The 17,714-nt window shown below is 62.0% G+C and carries 13 protein-coding genes; 9 read left to right on the top strand and 4 right to left on the bottom strand.

Features of this window, described 5'->3' with window-relative positions; translation table 11 throughout:
- The 6 genes from U1A24_RS11885 to U1A24_RS11860 all read left to right on the top strand — a co-directional run.
- The coding region (locus U1A24_RS11885) for an indolepyruvate ferredoxin oxidoreductase family protein (RefSeq protein WP_322322185.1) at positions 1–2,386 on the top strand (2,386 nt) is incomplete at its 5' end.
- 11 nt (positions 2,387–2,397) lie between these two features.
- Positions 2,398–3,564 (top strand): isovaleryl-CoA dehydrogenase, encoded by a 1,167-nt coding sequence (locus U1A24_RS11880; RefSeq protein WP_322322184.1) that lies wholly within the window; start codon positions 2,398–2,400, stop codon positions 3,562–3,564.
- Positions 3,561–5,165, top strand: coding sequence for a carboxyl transferase domain-containing protein (locus U1A24_RS11875; RefSeq protein ID WP_322322183.1), 1,605 nt, complete (start codon positions 3,561–3,563; stop codon positions 5,163–5,165). Before U1A24_RS11880 ends, U1A24_RS11875 begins: the two co-directional genes overlap by 4 nt.
- A gap of 10 nt (positions 5,166–5,175) precedes the next feature.
- Positions 5,176–7,179 carry an acetyl/propionyl/methylcrotonyl-CoA carboxylase subunit alpha gene (locus tag U1A24_RS11870; protein WP_322322182.1) on the top strand — a complete coding sequence of 668 codons (2,004 nt, stop codon included), beginning with the start codon at positions 5,176–5,178 and terminating at the stop codon, positions 7,177–7,179.
- A complete protein-coding gene (locus U1A24_RS11865) occupies positions 7,172–8,029 on the top strand; it encodes a hydroxymethylglutaryl-CoA lyase (RefSeq protein ID WP_322322181.1) in 858 nt (285 codons plus the stop codon). Before U1A24_RS11870 ends, U1A24_RS11865 begins: the two co-directional genes overlap by 8 nt.
- Positions 8,029–8,799, top strand: coding sequence for a crotonase/enoyl-CoA hydratase family protein (locus tag U1A24_RS11860; protein ID WP_322322186.1), 771 nt, complete (start codon positions 8,029–8,031; stop codon positions 8,797–8,799). The genes U1A24_RS11865 and U1A24_RS11860 overlap by 1 nt, the downstream gene beginning before the upstream one ends.
- A gap of 666 nt (positions 8,800–9,465) precedes the next feature.
- Here U1A24_RS11860 and U1A24_RS11855 read toward each other — a convergent pair.
- Positions 9,466–11,532 carry a TonB-dependent siderophore receptor gene (locus U1A24_RS11855; RefSeq protein ID WP_322322180.1) on the bottom strand — a complete coding sequence of 689 codons (2,067 nt, stop codon included), beginning with the start codon at positions 11,530–11,532 and terminating at the stop codon, positions 9,466–9,468.
- A 245-nt stretch (positions 11,533–11,777) separates the two neighbouring features.
- The gene (locus U1A24_RS11850) at positions 11,778–12,800 is read right to left on the bottom strand and encodes an ABC transporter substrate-binding protein (protein ID WP_322322179.1); all 1,023 of its coding nucleotides are present in this window, start codon (positions 12,798–12,800) and stop codon (positions 11,778–11,780) included.
- Positions 12,801–12,967: 167 nt separating this feature from the next.
- Here U1A24_RS11850 and U1A24_RS11845 point away from each other — a divergent pair, with 167 nt between their 5' ends.
- From U1A24_RS11845 to U1A24_RS11835, 3 genes are read left to right on the top strand one after another with little or no spacing between them, the layout of a single operon-like run.
- Positions 12,968–14,002, top strand: a complete 1,035-nt coding sequence (locus U1A24_RS11845; protein WP_322322178.1) for an iron ABC transporter permease — start codon at positions 12,968–12,970, stop codon at positions 14,000–14,002.
- On the top strand, positions 13,999–14,955 hold the full coding sequence (locus tag U1A24_RS11840) for an iron ABC transporter permease (protein ID WP_322322177.1): 957 nt from the start codon (positions 13,999–14,001) through the stop codon (positions 14,953–14,955). The genes U1A24_RS11845 and U1A24_RS11840 overlap by 4 nt, the downstream gene beginning before the upstream one ends.
- 18 nt (positions 14,956–14,973) lie before the next feature.
- Positions 14,974–15,744 (top strand): ABC transporter ATP-binding protein, encoded by a 771-nt coding sequence (locus U1A24_RS11835; RefSeq protein ID WP_322322176.1) that lies wholly within the window; start codon positions 14,974–14,976, stop codon positions 15,742–15,744.
- A 12-nt stretch (positions 15,745–15,756) separates the two neighbouring features.
- Here the strand turns inward: U1A24_RS11835 and U1A24_RS11830 are convergent, their stop codons facing one another.
- Both U1A24_RS11830 and U1A24_RS11825 read right to left on the bottom strand, forming a co-directional pair.
- The gene (locus U1A24_RS11830; RefSeq protein WP_322322175.1) at positions 15,757–16,302 is read right to left on the bottom strand and encodes a sigma-70 family RNA polymerase sigma factor; all 546 of its coding nucleotides are present in this window, start codon (positions 16,300–16,302) and stop codon (positions 15,757–15,759) included.
- 140 nt (positions 16,303–16,442) lie between these two features.
- On the bottom strand, positions 16,443–17,711 hold the full coding sequence (locus tag U1A24_RS11825; RefSeq protein ID WP_322322174.1) for a lysine N(6)-hydroxylase/L-ornithine N(5)-oxygenase family protein: 1,269 nt from the start codon (positions 17,709–17,711) through the stop codon (positions 16,443–16,445).
- Positions 17,712–17,714: the final 3 nt, after the last annotated feature.

Raw genomic sequence — 17,714 nt, 5'->3', positions numbered from 1 at the left:
GCCCCGCATCGTCGGCAAGTTCGATGAGGCGGGCAAGCCGTTCCTCAGCCTGTCCGCAGGGCTGAGCGTGGGCAGCGTCGCCGGGGCGATTGCAGAACGGCTGCTGCGGCTTGATCTGCCCGCTGATCTCGCCGCCCGGCTAACCGCCCGCGTCGAAGACCTGCATCGCATCGAGGCGCGTGCCGAGGCCCATATTCCCCCCGTCCTGCGCCTGCCGCATTACTGCGCCGGTTGTCCGCACAACACCTCTACCCGGGTGCCTGAAGGATCGAAGGCGATGGCCGGGATCGGTTGCCACTTCATGGCGCAATGGATGGATCGCCGCACCGATACCTTCAGCCATATGGGCGGTGAGGGTGTGGCATGGACGGCAATCAGCCGCTTTACCGATGAAAAGCACCGTTTCGTCAATATCGGCGATGGCACTTATTTCCACTCGGGCCATTTGGCGATCCGCCAGTCGGTCGCGGCAGGGATCAATCTGACCTACAAAATCCTGGTCAATGATGCCGTGGCGATGACCGGAGGCCAGCCGATTGACGGCGAGTTGACGCCCCAGCAGATCACCCATCAGGTCTATCACGAGCGGGTGGCGCGGATCGTGCTGATGTCTGACCATCCCGAAGTTTACCGCGCCGCAGACCTCGCCCCCGGCACCGAAATCCGCCACCGCGACGACATCGACGCGGTGATGCTGGCTTTGCGCGAAGTGCCCGGCGTCACGGTGATCGTCTTTGAGCAGACCTGCGCTGCGGAATTGCGCCGCAGGCGTAAGCGGGGCACGGCGGTGGACCCCGATATGCGGCTCTGGATCAACCCTGCGGTCTGCGAAGGCTGTGGGGATTGTTCGGTGCAGTCGAACTGCATCGCGATTGAGCCGCTGGAGACCGATCAAGGTCGCAAGCGCCGGATCAACCAATCGGCCTGCAACAAGGATTATTCTTGTCTCAAGGGGTTTTGCCCTTCCTTTGTCACGGTGCGCGGCGCGGCGTTGCGCAAGAACCAACCCCAAAGCGGGGCGGATGTTTCCGCCCTGCCCAATCCCCTGCTGCCCCAAATCGAGCGGGCTTGGAACCTTGCCCTTGCCGGTGTGGGTGGCACCGGCGTTCTGACCATCAGTGCCATTCTGGGCATGGCTGCCCATGTAGAGGGCAAAATCCCAATGGTGCTGGACATGGCGGGCCTCGCGCAGAAAGGTGGTGCGGTGATGAGCCATGTCCGCATCTCGCGCCCTGACCGCCCCATCGCCGCGCCCCGCATCGCGGCTGGGTCAGCCGACCTTCTGCTCGGTGCGGATGCCGTGGTGGCCGCGTCGAAGGACTGCATCCTTGTGTGCAGCCCTGATCGGACGCAGGCCGTGCTGAATACACACGTCACCCCGGTGTCGGACTTCATCCGCAATCGCGACTTTGACTTTAAGGAAGCCAGCTCCGAGGCCTGCGTGGCGGGGGTCGTGCGCTCGGCGCGGCATTTCCTGAACTTCTCGGATCTGGCCGCCCGTCTGACCGGCGATACGATCGGGGCGAACCTGATGATGCTGGGCTATGCGTGGCAATTCGGGATGGTGCCGTTGGCCAATGCCTCGATCCTTGAAGCTATCCGGTTGAACGGCACGGCAATCAAGCCAAACACCGAGGCTTTCAACTGGGGCCGCTTGTTGGCGCATGACCCGGCGAAGGTGGCCACTTTTGCTGGCATCGGGCAGGAGCCGCCCTCGCCCGACACCCTGCCGCTTGACGCGCTGATCACAAACCGCGCCGACCATTTGCGGGCATATCAGAACACCGGCCTTGCCCAGCGTTATCTGGACGGCGTCGCGCGGATCGCTTCCACCGCCCAGCCCGAACGCGTCGGTGACAATGACCTGACCCTTGTGGTGGCCCAGATCTACGCGAAAGTCCTGGCCTACAAGGACGAATACGAGGTGGCACGGCTGTACAGTTTACCCGACTTCCGCGCCGGGTTTGAGGCCGAATTCTCTGGCCCTTACCGCCTGTCGCTGAACCTCGCCCCGCCGATCCTGTCCAGCAAGGCCTCTGACGGTCGGCCCAGAAAGCGTGAATTCGGTGCATGGATCCTGCCCGTGCTTGGCCTGCTCGCGCGGTTCAAATTCCTGCGCGGCACTTGGGCGGACCCATTCGGGCATAGTCACGACCGCAAGTTAGAGCGTGACTTGATCGCGCAGTACGAGGACGATCTGACACTGGCAGAACGGGTGCTGTCCGCCGATACGCTGCAACTGGTGCGGGACCTGCTGTCGCTACCGCTAGAGATCCGCGGCTATGGTCCGGTCAAGCAAGCGGCCTATCAAAAACAGATGGCGCGGCGGGAGGATCTGCGCGCCACCTTGCAAGGCAATAGTCCCGTGGCGATGGCTGCGGAATAGGGAGGACCGGAATGTTTCTGGCATCAATGCAGTTCGATCTGGGCGATGAGGTCGGCGCGCTGCGCGACATGGTGCACCGTTGGGCGCAAGAGCGGGTGAGGCCGATCGCAGCCGAGGTGGACAAGCGCAACGCCTTTCCCGCCGAGCTTTGGGCCGAGATGGGCAGTCTTGGCCTGTTGGGCATCACGGTGCCCGACGCATATGGCGGTGCCGGCATGGGCTATCTGGCTCATGTGGTTGCGGTCGAGGAAATCGCCCGCGCATCCGCCTCGGTTGCCCTGAGTTATGGCGCGCATTCCAACCTCTGCGTCAACCAGATCAGACTGAACGGCAGCGCGGCGCAGCGGCAGAAATACCTGCCGAACTTGGTCTCGGGTGCCAATGTCGGTGCGCTGGCGATGTCCGAAGCAGAGGCAGGGTCGGACGTTGTATCCATGAAGCTGCGGGCGGACCGGAAGGGCGACCACTATGTGCTGAACGGCACGAAATGCTGGATCACCAACGGCCCAGACGCCGATGTTCTGGTAGTCTATGCCAAGACCGATCCCGATGCCGGATCAAAGGGCATGACTGCCTTCATCGTGGAAAAGACCATGAAAGGTTTCAGCACCTCGCCACATTTCGACAAGCTGGGGATGCGGGGGTCGAACACCGCCGAACTGATCTTCGACAATGTCGAGGTGCCCGCAGAAAACCTGCTGGGTGCCGAGGGCAAGGGCGTGCGGGTGTTGATGTCAGGTTTGGATTACGAGCGCGTGGTGCTGTCGGGCATCGGCACCGGCATCATGGCCGCCTGTCTGGACGAGATCATGCCCTATATGGTCAGCCGCAAGCAGTTTGGCCAAAGCATCGGCCATTTCCAACTGATGCAGGCCAAGATCGCCGATATGTATACCAAACTGAACTCGGCCCGCGCCTATGTCTACGAGGTGGCCCGCGCTTGTGATCGGGGCACCGTCACCCGGCAGGATGCCGCCGCCTGCGTGCTCTATGCCTCGGAAGCGGCGATGGAGGTCGCGCATCAGGCGGTGCAAGCTATGGGTGGCGCTGGGTTCATGAACGAAACCCCGGTCAGCCGGATTTTCCGCGATGCCAAGCTGATGGAAATCGGCGCAGGCACCTCGGAAATCCGCCGTATGTTGATCGGGCGCGAATTGATGGGGGCGATGACCGCATGACAGTCCTTGCCACGAATATCTCGCCGCGCAGTGCCGCGTTCCGCGCCAACCTTGCGGCAAACATGGCCGCGCTTGACACGGTGCGGGCGGCGGCAGAGCTGGCGTTTGCAGGCGGCGACAAGGCGCGCGACCTGCACCAAAGCCGGGGCAAGCTGTTGCCGCGCGAACGCATCGACCGCCTGCTTGATGCAGGTTCGCCCTTTCTGGAGATCGGCCTATTTGCCGGGCATGGGCTGTACGACGGTGCCAGCCCCTCGGCGGGCCTGATCGCCGGGATTGGTCGGGTCGAAGGCCAAGAGGTGATGATCATTTGCAACGACGCCATGGTGAAGGGTGGCACCTATTATCCGATGACGGTGAAGAAGCATCTGCGCGCACAGGAAATTGCCGCCGAAAACCGGCTGCCCTGCGTCTATCTCGTGGATTCTGGCGGGGCCAACCTGCCCAATCAGGATGAGGTGTTCCCCGACCGCGACCACTTTGGCCGCATCTTCTTCAACCAAGCCAACATGTCAGCGCAGGGCATCGCGCAAATCGCCGTTGTGATGGGGTCGTGTACCGCAGGCGGGGCCTATGTGCCCGCGATGTCGGATGTCACCATTATCGTGAAGGGGCAGGGCACGATCTTTCTCGCTGGCCCGCCTCTGGTGCGGGCTGCGACGGGCGAGGTGGTCAGCGCCGAAGATCTTGGCGGTGGTGACGTTCATACCCGGCTTTCCGGCGTGGCCGACCTCCTGGCGCATGACGATCTGCACGCACTGGCCCTTGCCCGCCGCGCCGTTGCCAACCTGAACCGCCAAAAGCCGCCGCAACTGGTGCTGCAATCGCCTGAAGAACCGCTTTACGACCCCGCCGAGGTGATGGGTGTCGTCCCGGCTGAGTTGAAGACGCCCTATGACATCCGCGAAGTGATCGCTCGCACGGTCGATGGCTCGCGCTTTGACGAGTTCAAACCACGTTACGGCACCACCATTGTCTGCGGCTTTGCGCATGTGATGGGCATTCCGGTCGGCATCATCGGCAACAACGGCGTGATCTTTTCGGAAGCCGCGCTGAAAGCCACGCATTTCGTCGAGCTTTGCTCGCAGCGCAAAATCCCCTTGGTTTTCCTACAGAACATTTCGGGCTTCATGGTGGGCCGCACCGCCGAAAACCGCGGTATCGCCAAGGATGGTGCCAAACTTGTGACAGCGGTTGCCACCAGTCAGGTGCCAAAGATCACACTTTTGGTCGGCGGGTCCTTCGGGGCGGGCAATTATGGCATGTGTGGCCGCGCCTATAGCCCGCGCTTCTTATGGACCTGGCCAAACAGCCGCATCTCGGTGATGGGCGGCGAACAGGCGGCAGGCGTCTTGGCCACCGTCCGCCGCGATGCGATTGAACGCAAGGGCGGCAGCTGGTCAGCCGAGGAAGAAGCCGCATTCAAGCGCCCCACGGTTGAGATGTTTGAGCGCCAGTCGCACCCGCTTTATGCCGCCGCCCGGCTGTGGGACGATGGTATCATCGACCCCCGCCGCACGCGACAGGTGCTGGCGCTGTCGCTGTCGGCTTCGCTGAACGCTCCAATCCCAGAGACGCGCTTTGGCGTGTTTCGTATGTGAGGCAAGCAAGATGTTCCGCAAGATCCTGATTGCCAACCGGGGCGAAATCGCCTGCCGTGTCATCGCCACCGCCCGTCGCATGGGTATAGCCACCGTCGCTGTCCATTCCGACGTTGACGCGGCCAGCAAACATGTGGCGATGGCCGATGAGGCGGTGCGTATCGGTCCCGCCGCCGTCGCCGAAAGCTATCTGAAAGGTGACGCTATCATTGCCGCAGCGCTGCGAACCGGGGCCGAGGCGATCCACCCCGGCTATGGCTTCCTGTCGGAAAACCCCGGCTTTGTCGAAGCAGTTCAGGCGGCAGGTCTGGTGTTTATCGGCCCCCCTGCCAGCGCCATTCGGGCCATGGGGCTGAAGGATGCTGCCAAGGCGCTGATGATCGAGGCCGGGGTGCCGGTCGTGCCCGGCTATCATGGCGAAAGTCAGGGCCCGACCCATCTGGCCGCCGAGGCTGGCGCCATTGGCTATCCGGTGCTGATCAAGGCCCGCGCTGGCGGCGGTGGCAAAGGAATGCGGCTTGTCACCGACCCCGACGATTTTGCCCAGGCGCTGGAAAGCGCACAACGCGAGGCCCGCACCAGCTTTGGCGATCCGGCCTGTCTGGTCGAGAAATTCATCACCCACCCCCGCCATATCGAGATTCAGGTCTTTGGCGACAGCCAAGGCAATGTCGTGCATCTGTTCGAGCGCGATTGCAGCCTGCAGCGTCGCCACCAGAAGGTGATCGAAGAAGCTCCCGCACCCGGCATGCCTGCCGAGGTCCGCGCCGCCATGGGCAAAGCCGCAGTCGAGGCAGCACAAGCGATCGGCTATCAGGGCGCGGGAACCGTCGAGTTCATCGTGGACGGCTCCGGCCCGTTGCGGCCCGACGGGTTCTGGTTCATGGAGATGAACACCCGGCTGCAGGTCGAACATCCGGTTTCCGAGGCAATCACCGGGCTGGATTTTGTTGAGTTGCAATTGCGCATCGCCGCAGGCGAACCGCTGCCCTTCCGGCAGCAGGATCTTACAATCAACGGCTGGGCCTTCGAGGCCCGGATCTATGCCGAAGATGTGGAAAAGGGCTTTTTGCCCGCGACTGGTACGCTGGATCATCTGCATTTCCCGCCGGGCGTCGAATTCACGCGCGGCGCGATCCGCATTGACAGTGGCATCCGTCAAGGCGATGAAATTTCGCCGTGGTATGATCCGATGATCGCCAAGGTCGTGGTCCATGGACCAGACCGCGCGGCGGCGCTGAACCTGTTGTCCACGACACTCGAGCACTGCCGGATCGCCGGATCGACCACCAATCTGGAGTTCCTCGCTGCCCTTTTCCGGCATGACGGGTTCCGCACCGGTGAAGTCGATACCGGCCTGATTGCCCGCGATCTGGATGCGCTGACTGCTGCAACTCCACTGCCCGCAGAGGCCCCGGCGCTGGCGGCACTTGCCGCGCTGAACCTGCTCGATCCACCCAAAGCGCCCGATCCGTGGGATCAGCTGACGGGCTGGCGCAGCTGGTCAGAGGCCGAAAGTTTTGCCGCGCTGGATCACAAGGCTGGCCCGCTGGCCCTGCGTGTCATCCATCTCGGCAACCGGCAGTTCCGCGTCACCGGGGCCGGGTTCGACACCACGCTCGCCCTGCTGGATCATCGCGATGGCGCGGTTCGCTTCGCCTGTGATGGCCTGCAATCCGTCGCGCATGTGGTCGCAACCGCAGACCGGATCAGCCTGTTCCTCTCAGGCCACAAACACGATTTCACCCGCGTCGATCCCCTGCGGGCTGCCGAGCACGATCACGCAGGCGGCGACGCGATCCTTGCGCCGATGCCGGGTCTGGTGGCCTCACTGCGCACCACGATCGGCGCGCGGGTGACCAAGGGCGACGCGCTGATCTTCCTTGAAGCGATGAAGATGGAGCACATTTTGACCGCCCCCCGCGATGGTATCGTGGCCGAGGTTCTGGTGGCGACCGGTGATCAGGTCAGCGATGGCACCGTCTTGGTACAGTTGGAGCCCGAAGATGGCTGATCCTGTCACGCTCTACGAAGTGGGTCCGCGCGACGGCTTGCAGAACGAAGCCAGCTTGATCAGCACCGCCGACAAGATCACGCTGGTCAACCTGCTTTCCGACTGTGGCTTCAGCCATATCGAAGTCACCAGTTTTGTCAGCCCGAAATGGGTGCCGCAGTTGGCCGACGCCGCCGAGGTCATGGCAGGCATCACCCGAAAACCCGGCGTGTCTTACGCAGCACTCACGCCCAACCTGCAGGGCTTTGAGCGCGCGATCACCGCCCGCGCCGACGAAGTGGCGGTCTTCGCATCGGCTGCGGAAGGCTTTTCGCAAAAGAACATCAACTGCTCGATCCGGGAAAGCCTTGAGCGTTTCCGGCCCGTGCTGCGCAACGCCCGCACCGCGATGATCCCGGTTCGGGGCTATGTATCTTGTGTGACCGACTGCCCCTATGATGGGCCGATTGCGCCTGATGCCGTGGCCGAGGTGGTCAAGGCGCTGTTCCAGATGGGCTGCTACCAGATCAGCCTTGGTGACACGTTGGGGGCGGCCACGCCCGATGCGATCGGGCGGATGCTGGATGCCGTGCTGCAGCACCTGCCCGCCAACCGCCTTGCGGGGCATTATCACGACACGCGCGGCCTTGCGCTGTTGAACGTCGCGGCCAGTCTTGACCGTGGGCTGCGGGTGTTTGACAGTTCGGTCGGCGGGTTGGGGGGATGCCCTTACGCGCCCGGCGCCAAAGGCAATGTCGCTACCGAATCCGTGGCCGCAATGCTGCACAGCTGCGGATTCGATACCGGGCTGGACCTTGATCGGCTGGCCGCTGCCGCCAGTTTTGCCCAAAGCCTGAGGAGACCCGCATGATCTGGCAAACGCTCGACATCCGCACCGATCCGCGCGGCGTGGTCTATGTCACACTGAACACCCCGGAACGCCGCAACGTGCTGTCCCCTGCGATGATCGCAGAGCTGACCGAGTTCGCGCGCACGCTGGATCAGGCCCGCGCCGTGGTGCTTTCGGGCGCGGGCCCGACGTTTTGCGCGGGCGGAGATCTGGCTTGGATGCAAGCCCAGATCGAGGCCGACCGCCCGCAGCGCCTGCGTGAAGCCCGCAAGCTGGCCGACATGTTGCAGGCGCTGAACACGCTGCCGTTTCCGCTGATTGGTCGATTGCATGGCGGCGCCTTTGGCGGTGGGATCGGCATGGCCTGCGTCTGTGACGTGGTCGTTGCGGCACGCGGCACGCAGTTCTGTTTCTCGGAAACCCGGCTGGGGATCATCCCCGCGACCATCGGCCCCTATGTTTTGGCCCGCATGGGCGAAGGTCATGCCAGACGTGTCTTCATGTCGGCCCGTGTTTTTGGCGCGGAGGAAGCCGAAACACTGGGTATCGTTTCGCGCGTGATTGATGCCGAGGGCCTTGGCGCCGCCGTAGAAGCCGAAGTCACGCCCTATCTCTCCACCGCCCCTGGCGCGGTGGCCGCCGCCAAGGCGCTCGCCCGCGCCCTTGGGCCCCGGATTGATGCCGAAGTGATTGACGACAGCATCCGGCGTCTGGCCGATATCTGGGAAGCCCCTGAGGCCGTGCTTGGCGTCAGGGCCTTTCTGGACAAGAAGAGCTCTCCTTGGAGTTGAAGGCGAATAAGATCAGAGGGGCCAGTAATCCGCCTAGTCTTCGGAGCTCGGCCCGTCACGACTGATCTGCTGGTGACAGGCGATCGCAGCCACCACCACGAGATATGAAGTGGCCCCCTCGACCTAATCCAGTTTGAGCCTGCCTCTGACCCAACCGAAAGGACCAGAGATGAAGCATAGCAGGTTCCCTGAAGACCAGATTATCGGCATTCTGAAAGAGCATGAGGCCATGTTCCAATTTGAGTTTACAGACATGGGTGGAGCTGCAGGGCTTCGGCTTCAGAGTTAAACTTCGCCGTGTACGGCGGTGTCGTGAGATCCCGCTGCACAACGGCTTTAGGCCCATTTCGATAGTTGGCCATAAACTAGGACGAATATGTGTTCTTCTATGTTCTCTTTCGGTATGTTGGCTGCGTAACTCCACTGCGGAGGCAACCAGCTCAATCAACAGCGCAAGTTCTAAAGCATGAAAGTCCTTCAGCCGGGGATCGCGCCTTCGTTATTCCCAATCCATGGGAAGCGGGGTTGGTTAGTTTGATGCCGACCTTGGGTTCGAGGCAATTGTGACTTCCAGCATTGTTCAAGCAAGTTGCGCACGCAACCACAGCGCTGCCACCATTTCTCCATCACGGTGGCAGGCATTGAGGCTATGAAACTCACCGCCGTTTAGAACTTTTTGGCTAGCGTCAGCGTGATTTCGCGGCCCTCGCCACGAATACAACCGACCGAGGCATCACATGTTGCCGCATAGTCTTTGTCGAACAGATTGGTCACACCAAATGCGGTCGAATAGCCGTCCTTCTCATAGCGTAGCGCCACATCAGCCAAGAGATAGCTGTCAACCGAGCGGGTGTTAGCGGTATCGCCCCACGATTGACCGACATAACGCAGCCCGCCGCCGAGGCTCAGGCCTTCAGCGCGACCCACAAAGGCGTAATCCGCCCAGACCGAGGCCTGATTGCGTGGCACCAAAGGCGTGCGGTTGCCAGAATCGCCATCGTTCGATTTGGTGATCTTGGCGTCGAGATGGGTGTAACCAGCGACCAGCGAAAGCTGTTCGGTCAGCTTGCCACGCGCTTCCAACTCCAAGCCGCGATGCCGCACTTCGCCGGTTTGGATCGAGAAGTTCGGATGATCAGGATCCGAGGTCAGCACATTCGACTTGGTAATGTCAAACAGCGCCGCCGCGAATTGCAGCTGTGTGCCGACCGGGGCATAGCGCACGCCGATTTCATATTGGCTGCCTTTGGTCGGGTCATACTGCGCCCCGTCAAAGGTTGTCCCGATATTGGTGGTGAAGCTTTCGGCATAGCTGGCATAGGGCACAAAGCCGTTGCCCAGATCCCAAGTCGCGCCGATCATACCGGTGGTGGCGCTATCGTTCTGCGTGCTGGAGGTGCCAGCCAGATGATCCACGACGCTGTTTTCCACCCAAGACCGCCGTAGACCCGCCGTCACTGTCACGCCATTGGACAGGCGCAGGTGATCCTGCACATAGATGCCTTTTTCTTCGATGGTGGTTGTCTGATCCTGATATATCCCCGGCATCGTCACCGGGAAGTCATAGCTTGGATCAGAGATCGGCACTTGATAGCTGTTGTCCCACCCCATCGTGCCAGACACTTCGCGACGCGACAGGTCGATACCAAAGGTCACAGTGTTTTCGGCCTCACCGAAAGTCGATTTATACTCAAGCTGGGTATCAAGCGCTGCGGTGCGCCCGACTTCCTCTACGGCGAAGGCCGCGAAGTTCATGCTGTCTGCGGAGGGGGTGTAATCCGGCAAGATCATGCCGTTGAAATAGAGATGGTCATAGCTTGTCGACTGCCGCGCCAGACGGAAGTTTTGCCGCAGCTTCAGATTGTCGCTGAACGCATGCTCAGCTTGCCAACCGATCGAGGCCTGTTTGGTGGCAAATTTGTTCCAAGGGTGTTGGGCATTGGTGAAAGAGTCCGGCAACGCCCCAAGTGCTGCATCATAATCTTCGCCAGCCACGGGCATGAAGCTGTTGGCGGTCAGATTGTCTTGCTGCCAATGCGCTAGGAAGGTGATCGAGGTGCGGTCGGTCGGCGCATAGGTAAGCCCGAACGCCAGGAGATCGCGGTCGTCTTGCGAGCCTTTGATCGCGTTCGCGCCGTTGCGGGTCAGCCCGGTAAAGCGCCACGCCAGTGTTTTGTCAGCATTGCTGCCGCCGGTATCCAGACCAAATTCGACGGTGTTGTGCGAGCCGTAAGAGACGCGGGCTTCGGTGAAAGGTTCAAACTCGGGGCGTTTGGTGATGATGTTGATCATCCCCGCCGCATCGTTTGAGCCATACAACACCGAGGACGGGCCTTTCAGCACGTCAATGCGCTGCACCATATAGGGGTCGATCTTAAAGCCGGTGAAGTTCATCGCTTTGTTCAGCAGACCATCGCGGTAGATGCCCGAGGTGCCAAGGTCAAAGCCACGGATCAGAAATTGGTCATAGCGATCATCGACTCCCCAAGGCGAGGCGACAACGCCGGGCACATAGGCCAAAGCATCTTCGATCTGCACCGGGTCGCGATCTTCAAGCTCTTGGCTGGTGACAACCCCGGTGGCTTGCGGAACTTCGGTGACTGGAACGCCGGATTTTATGCCCGTCGCGGTCGTTTGGACAGAATATCCGGTGCCGCCCGAGATGGGGGACGCGCCAGTGCCTTCAAGCACAATGGTGCCGAGATCCACGGCATCTTGCGCGAAAAGTGGCAAGGTGGCCAGCGCAGAACCGGTCAGAGCAACAGCAAAAAGCGGGCGTCGGCACAGGTGAAAGACAGTGCAAAAAGACATGGCAGATCCATCTGATAGGGGCCGCATCCAATCCGGTCTGCCGGAAAGTAGGATGGCGGGACGCAGCGAGGTTTGTTCGATGAGGTGCTTGCGCACATCGGTTCCTGCCGCGGTTGCATGGATATGCTGCCTAGGTGCGCCGCTTTTGCGGGGCGCAACCTGCGGTGTCAAGGCGTTGTGGGCATGCTTTGCAACACTGCGTCGGGCGATGTGGCCGGATCGCCATCGCTTGCCGCTGCCAACAGGGGAATAAGGCGGCCCAACGCCCAGTCAATCGACAAAGGCGACTGAAAGCTCATCGCGCCCATCATCTCTTTGTCAGACCAGATCGCGCGACCTTCGCGCGCAAGCCGCAGATTGCGCCATGTGGGCAAAGCCTCGATCACCGGGCGCACCGGTTCTTCGACCAACCAAAGCACGACATCCAGATCGAACATATCGAAGCGTTCCGTGCTGACCAGAAAGTTGCCACCGGGGCTGGCCATGGTGTCAAACACCACAGGGGTCTTAATGCCAAACATCGACAGCAGGCGATTGGCACCATCATTGCTGCGATAACCCATGATCTGGCCCTCGCTGAAATAGGCCGCCGTCCCGGTCAGACCGTTGAATTCTGAATGATCCTTGACGGCTTGGGCAACCTTGCCGCCGATCTGGGCGATCACCGCTTCGGCCTTCGCCTCTCGTCCGGTGGCCTGGCCGATCAGACGCAATTCTTCCTCCCACGGTGCCCCCCATGCGGGATAGCCTTTGGGTGGGCCGAGGACGGGGGCAATTTCAGACAGCAACGCATAGGTCTGCGCATCCATCGGGGCGAAAGTTGCGACGATAAGGTCGGGTTGCATCGACCAGACCCATTCCACATCAATCTCGAAACCCTTTTGCACGTCGGGCGTGGCGGCTACGGCGGCGCGTGCGGCTTCTGCCCACGGCCATGTGGCATAGGGGTATTCGCCAAACCAATCGTGAACACCGACGGGTGCTAGACCAAGCGCGTAAAGGAAATCCTGTTCGTGATAGCCGACCGAGACGATGCGCTTGACCTTGGCAGGGTCGATCACCGTCTCGCCAAAGCTGTTTTGCAGATGCACCTCCTCGGCAGCAGCGGGCAAAGGCATGGCTGTGCCAAAGCTAAGGGCAGCACAGAATAGGGCTCGGCAAAGCAGGCGCGCGCGGGTCCAAGCGGTCATGGCGATATCCTTTAAGGCTGATCGGATCACCTGGCAGACGGCTTGGCTTTGTCGGGCTAGCCCGATCAAAGTCAGGCGTCAAGTACCGGGGTTGACCTTCGCCCATGCGCCCGGCATTCAGGGGCCGGGCAAGCAGCCGCCAGCCGATTCCATTCGGAGCCTGCGCTGTGCACGTCCAATCCTCTATCTCGGCCCACATGATGGAGGGTGTCGCGCGTCGGATCGCGCTGCGCCTTGGTCTGTTGTGGCTGCTGGTGCTGTCGGCTTTTGTGGCAGCGCTTTGCCTTGGCGCGCGGGATTATGGGCCGGGGTTGCTGTGGCAAATCCTGCGAGGCTACGATGTCAGCAATCCTGCGCAAGCCATCATGGTCGAGATGCGGTTGCCGCGTGCGCTGGCGGCGGTGGTCGTGGGGGCGGCGCTGGCGGTCGCGGGGTTGATGATGCAGTCATTGGCGCGCAATCCTTTGGCTGATCCGGGGTTGACCGGTGTGAACGCCGGGGCCGCGCTGGCGGTGGTAGCTGGGCTTTGGCTGACCGGACCACTGACGGCAGGCGGCACGGCGGCGCTTGCGCTGACGGGGGCAGGGGTGGCGGCACTGGTGGTGCGCGCGCTGGCAGGGCAGGGCGATAGCACTCTACGTTTGCCGCTGGCTGGCGCGGCTTTTGCCAGCCTGTGCATGGCCGTGGTGGCGTTTGTGGTGCTGCTGAACCCCGAGGCACGCAACATTTATCGGTTCTGGATGGTCGGCTCTTTGGCCATCGCGAATGGCGAGGGCTTGATCCGGCTGGCTCCGGTGGCGCTTGTCGGTATCGGGATCGCGATCATGGTGGCGCGGCAGGTTGAGACGTTGATGCTGGGGGACGAGTTGGGGGCGGCGCTGGGCGTGAATGCCGGGCGGGTGATGAGCCTTGGTCTGGCGGCAATCACCTGCTGCGCGGGGGCTGCGGTGGCGATTGCGGGGCCGGTGGGCTTCATTGGCCTGATCGCACCGCACCTGGCGCGCCGTGTTGGCGCTGGGACGGGATTGACGGCGACCGTGTTGCTGGCTTGTCCGTTGGGGGCGATCATCACCTTGCTGGCCGATACAGTCGGGCGTCGCTTGGTGCGGCCCGCCGAGCTGCCTTTGGGCATCGTGCTGGCGATGGTCGGCGCGCCGGTGTTCATGTGGCTGGTGCGTCGCATCTTGCGGGGGGAGGCATGAGGATCTGGCTCTTGCTGCTGGTGACGCTGGCGCTGACGATGCTGGCGCTTGCGGCTGGGCGCAGTTGGCTTTGCCCGGTCGAGCTTATTCAAGGGATGCTTGCAGGGCCGGACGGGGCAGGCCGGATGATCTGGTCGCTGCGACTGCCGCGGGTGATCGTCGGGCTGGTGGCTGGCCTTGGCTTCGGCATGGCGGGGGCGGTGTTTCAATCGCTGTTGCGCAATCCGCTGGCCTCGCCCGATGTGATCGGACTGACGCAATGCGCGGCGCTTGGGGCTGTGGCGGCGCTGTTGTCGGGGGTGCCGCCGATGCTTGGGGCTTGGACCGGCGGGCTGCTGGCTATTCTGGCGCTTGGCTGGCTGGCCTCGCATCCGCGAGAGGGGTTGGCCCCGCGCGCCATGGTGTTGCAGGGATTGGGTCTTGCGATTTTGGCCAGTGCGGCAACCGAGGCGCTGATCTTGCGCGCGGGTGACGGCAATGCCTCGATGGCGATGGCATGGCTGAGTGGCACGCTGAACGGCGCGGGTTGGCCCGAGGCGCGTCGGGCGCTGTGGTTGTTGCCGCTGATGTTGCCGTTGATCTTGGCGGTGCGGGTGCTGGATCGGCTGGAGTTGGGCGATGATCTGGCGCGGGCACTTGGCTTGCGGGTCGGACTTCTTCGGACGGGGCTGGGCTTGAACGCGGCACTCGTCGCGGCAGGTGCGGTAGCACTTTGTGGGCCGCTCGGGTTTGTCGCCCTTGCCGCAGGCCCGGTGGCGCGTTGGTGCAGCGGCGGGCGGCCCGATCCGCTGGTTGCAGGGTTGGTCGGTGCTGCATTCGTGACACTAGCCGATATACTCGCCCGCTCGATCGCCCCGGCGGCGCTGTTGCCGACCGGGCTTTATACCGCGCTGATTGGCGCGCCGCTTTTGATTTTTGTCGTGCGCCAGCAGGCGCGCCGCGAAACCATGTGATGAAAAACAGGATGCGCTATGCCCTTTGATGTTCAGGACTTAACCCTGCGCCTTGGCGACACGACGGTGCTGAACGGCATCAACTGCCGATTGCCAGAGGGCGGCATCACCGGCATCATCGGTGCAAATGGCAGCGGTAAAACCACACTTTTGCGCTGTCTTGCCGGTGTTCTGCGGCCTCAGAGCGGCCGCGTCTATCATGCGGGCAGCGATATAGCCCAACTGGCCCCCAAGACCCGTGCCCGTCGCATTGCCCTGCTGCCGCAAACGGCGCTTGCTCCAGCGGGCCTAACTGTTCAGCAGCTTGTGGCGCGGGGGCGCACGCCTTGGCTGCGCCCGTTTCAGCCCATGACGCACGGCGATCATGCGGCGGTTGCTCGGGCGCTAACGGATGTAGGAATGACCGATCTGGCCGCGCGCCCGCTCGACAGTCTGTCAGGCGGACAGCGGCAACGTGCCTGGATCGCTTTGGTGTTGGCGCAGGACACCGGCACGGTACTGTTGGACGAGCCGTTGAATTTTCTGGATCTGCCACATCAAACCGAGCTGGTGCATCTGCTCCGCCGTTTGGCCAGTGTGCGCAGCGTGGTGATGATCCTGCATGATCTGACCATCGCAGCGCGGGTTTGTGATCATGTGCTGGCGCTGAAGGCGGGGCAGCTGGTAGCAAGTGGCCCGCCAGCCGAGGTATTGGCCGAAGCCCCATTGCGCGCTGCCTTTGGCATTGATTTTGAGTGTCTTTCGCTGCCGGGCAGTGGCAAACCTGTGGTATTGCCGCAAGGTTTGTGACCGGGTGCCTGCCTAACGTGCCAATGCCTCAAGGCAAAGCGGTGCAAGTTGCGTATGCACGCGCCCAATGATTGCGTGGACCCGTGCGGCGGACAATCCAAAGCGTTCGGCCAGATGGTTTTGCGCCTCACCCATCACCCGATGCTGATAGAACATCTCTCGGTCGCGGTCGGGACAGCTTTGCAACAAAGTGTCGATGTTTTTTAACGTCTGTCGCCCGAAGACGCTGGCCTCGGGGTTGTCGCTGGTCACCGGCAAATCGGGCAGATCGCCAGTGATCAGGTGGCGGTCGCGCCGCAAGCGGTCAATCGCCAGATTGCGCACCATACGCCGTGCGAATTGTGCGGGACGCTCGATCTCGGCGGCGGCTGTTTCGCGGCTGAGGCAGCGAAGCGCCGCTTCCTGCAACACATCCTCGGCCCGATCTGCCGCGCCAAGAATGCGGATGGCTTGGCAGAGCAGGATCTGCCTTTGGCTGATCAACTCTTGCAGCAGCGGGCAAATGCGGTGTTGCGGCACTGGCTCTTTGCGCACAGGCCGGTTCGAACCGTTGGTCACGGCAGTTCTCCACAAGGCAGGACCGTACCCGGTTGGGCGGGTCAATTCGATTGCTTTCTGCCGACGTGCAACGTAGGTGGATGGCCGTCACATTTCACAACCAAAAGGTGAGCGCAAGACATGACGGTCCGTTTGCCGCCTCATTCAGCGGCGATCAGCCGGACCGCCTGCGCCTGCTCTGCCGAGATGGCGATTTCTTGCGCGCGCGCCGCCAGAACTGACAGCAAAGTGTCGGAAAGGCCGTGGGTTGGCTCGCTGTAGCCCTGCACATAGACCGCAGGATGAAAGCCCTTGCGCATCGGCAGGCGGTATTGGCGATCCGGTTCGGGGGACTGCATCCAAGGCGTCAGGGTGGACAAACAGGTCGCCGCGATGTCGCGCCGATAGCCGGTGCAAAGTATCACATGATCGTAAACCTGGTCCTGTCGGCCGTCTGGTCCTGTCAGAGTCAGGGTGACCGTGGCAGTGTCGCGCCGCGCCGCGATTGGGCTAGTATCGCGCAGCAAAGCATGCCGGTTTTCCCCCACAACATCTTGCTCGTAAAGCAAGCTGTAGATCTGGTGCAGCAGGTCGCCATCGGTCACCGCATAATTCGTGGTGGCGAAATCGCGCAGGAAACTGTCACGCTGCTGGCTGGGCATCGCGTGCAACAGATCGGTATGTGCGATGTCGAATACCTCATTCACAAACGGGCTGTCATCAGCGGGTTTCAGAGCATGGCCGCGCAGGATCAGATCCACCGACAACTGTGCCGGATGATTGGCGAGGGTGGCGAAAATCTCTGACGCGCTTTGGCCACCGCCAATGACGGCAATGCGCTGATTTGGCCTGACCTGCGGCAACAACTTTTGGGTGAAATCGTTGGAGTGGCTGATGCAAGGGCTGTCCCGCAGCGGCGCGAACAGCTCGGGCCAGTGCTGTTGGCCGCCCGGTGCCAGCACGATCTGGCGGGCTTGGCGGAGGGTGATACGGCCCGCGCTGTCCTCGGTATGGATGCGCAGATGCGTCACCTCGCCATGCTGCTCGACGGGCTCGACTTTGGTGACACGCTGGTCATAGGCGCAGGCACTGCCCAGCTTGGCTGCAGCCCATGACAGATAGTCGTTGAACTCGACCCGGCTGGGGAAAAAGCTTTTGCGGTTGATGAAGCGCTCTAGCCGGCCTTTGGCGTGCAGATAGCTGAGGAAGGAAAAACCAGAGGTTGGATTGTGAAGCGATACCAGATCTTTAAGGAAGGAAATTTGCATATCGGCGCCGGGCATCATCATGCCGGGATGCCAAGAAAAGCTAGGCTGTGTCTCTAGGAAAAGTGCATCAATCGGGCTTTTGCGCTCGTGCAGCGCAATCGCCAAAGCCAGGTTGGACGGGCCGAAGCCGATGCCGATCAGGTCGTGAATGCGGTCTGACATGGG

It is taken from the genome of Cypionkella sp., from assembly GCF_034376685.1.
Classification (GTDB): Bacteria; Pseudomonadota; Alphaproteobacteria; order Rhodobacterales; family Rhodobacteraceae; genus Cypionkella.
Note: the sequence above shows the minus strand (reverse complement) of the source record. Positions and strands in the feature narration are given on the sequence as shown.

What these genes read in the sequence shown, in the direction of transcription:
- U1A24_RS11880 (WP_322322184.1), top strand. Translation starts at nt 2,398, where the DNA reads ATGTTTCTGGCATCAATGCAGTTCGATCTGGGCGATGAGGTCGGCGCG.
- U1A24_RS11875 (WP_322322183.1), top strand. Translation starts at nt 3,561, where the DNA reads ATGACAGTCCTTGCCACGAATATCTCGCCGCGCAGTGCCGCGTTCCGC.
- U1A24_RS11870 (WP_322322182.1), top strand. Translation starts at nt 5,176, where the DNA reads ATGTTCCGCAAGATCCTGATTGCCAACCGGGGCGAAATCGCCTGCCGT.
- U1A24_RS11865 (WP_322322181.1), top strand. Translation starts at nt 7,172, where the DNA reads ATGGCTGATCCTGTCACGCTCTACGAAGTGGGTCCGCGCGACGGCTTG.
- U1A24_RS11850 (WP_322322179.1), bottom strand. Translation starts at nt 12,800, where the DNA reads ATGACCGCTTGGACCCGCGCGCGCCTGCTTTGCCGAGCCCTATTCTGT.
- U1A24_RS11840 (WP_322322177.1), top strand. Translation starts at nt 13,999, where the DNA reads ATGAGGATCTGGCTCTTGCTGCTGGTGACGCTGGCGCTGACGATGCTG.
- U1A24_RS11835 (WP_322322176.1), top strand. Translation starts at nt 14,974, where the DNA reads ATGCCCTTTGATGTTCAGGACTTAACCCTGCGCCTTGGCGACACGACG.
- U1A24_RS11825 (WP_322322174.1), bottom strand. Translation starts at nt 17,711, where the DNA reads ATGTCAGACCGCATTCACGACCTGATCGGCATCGGCTTCGGCCCGTCC.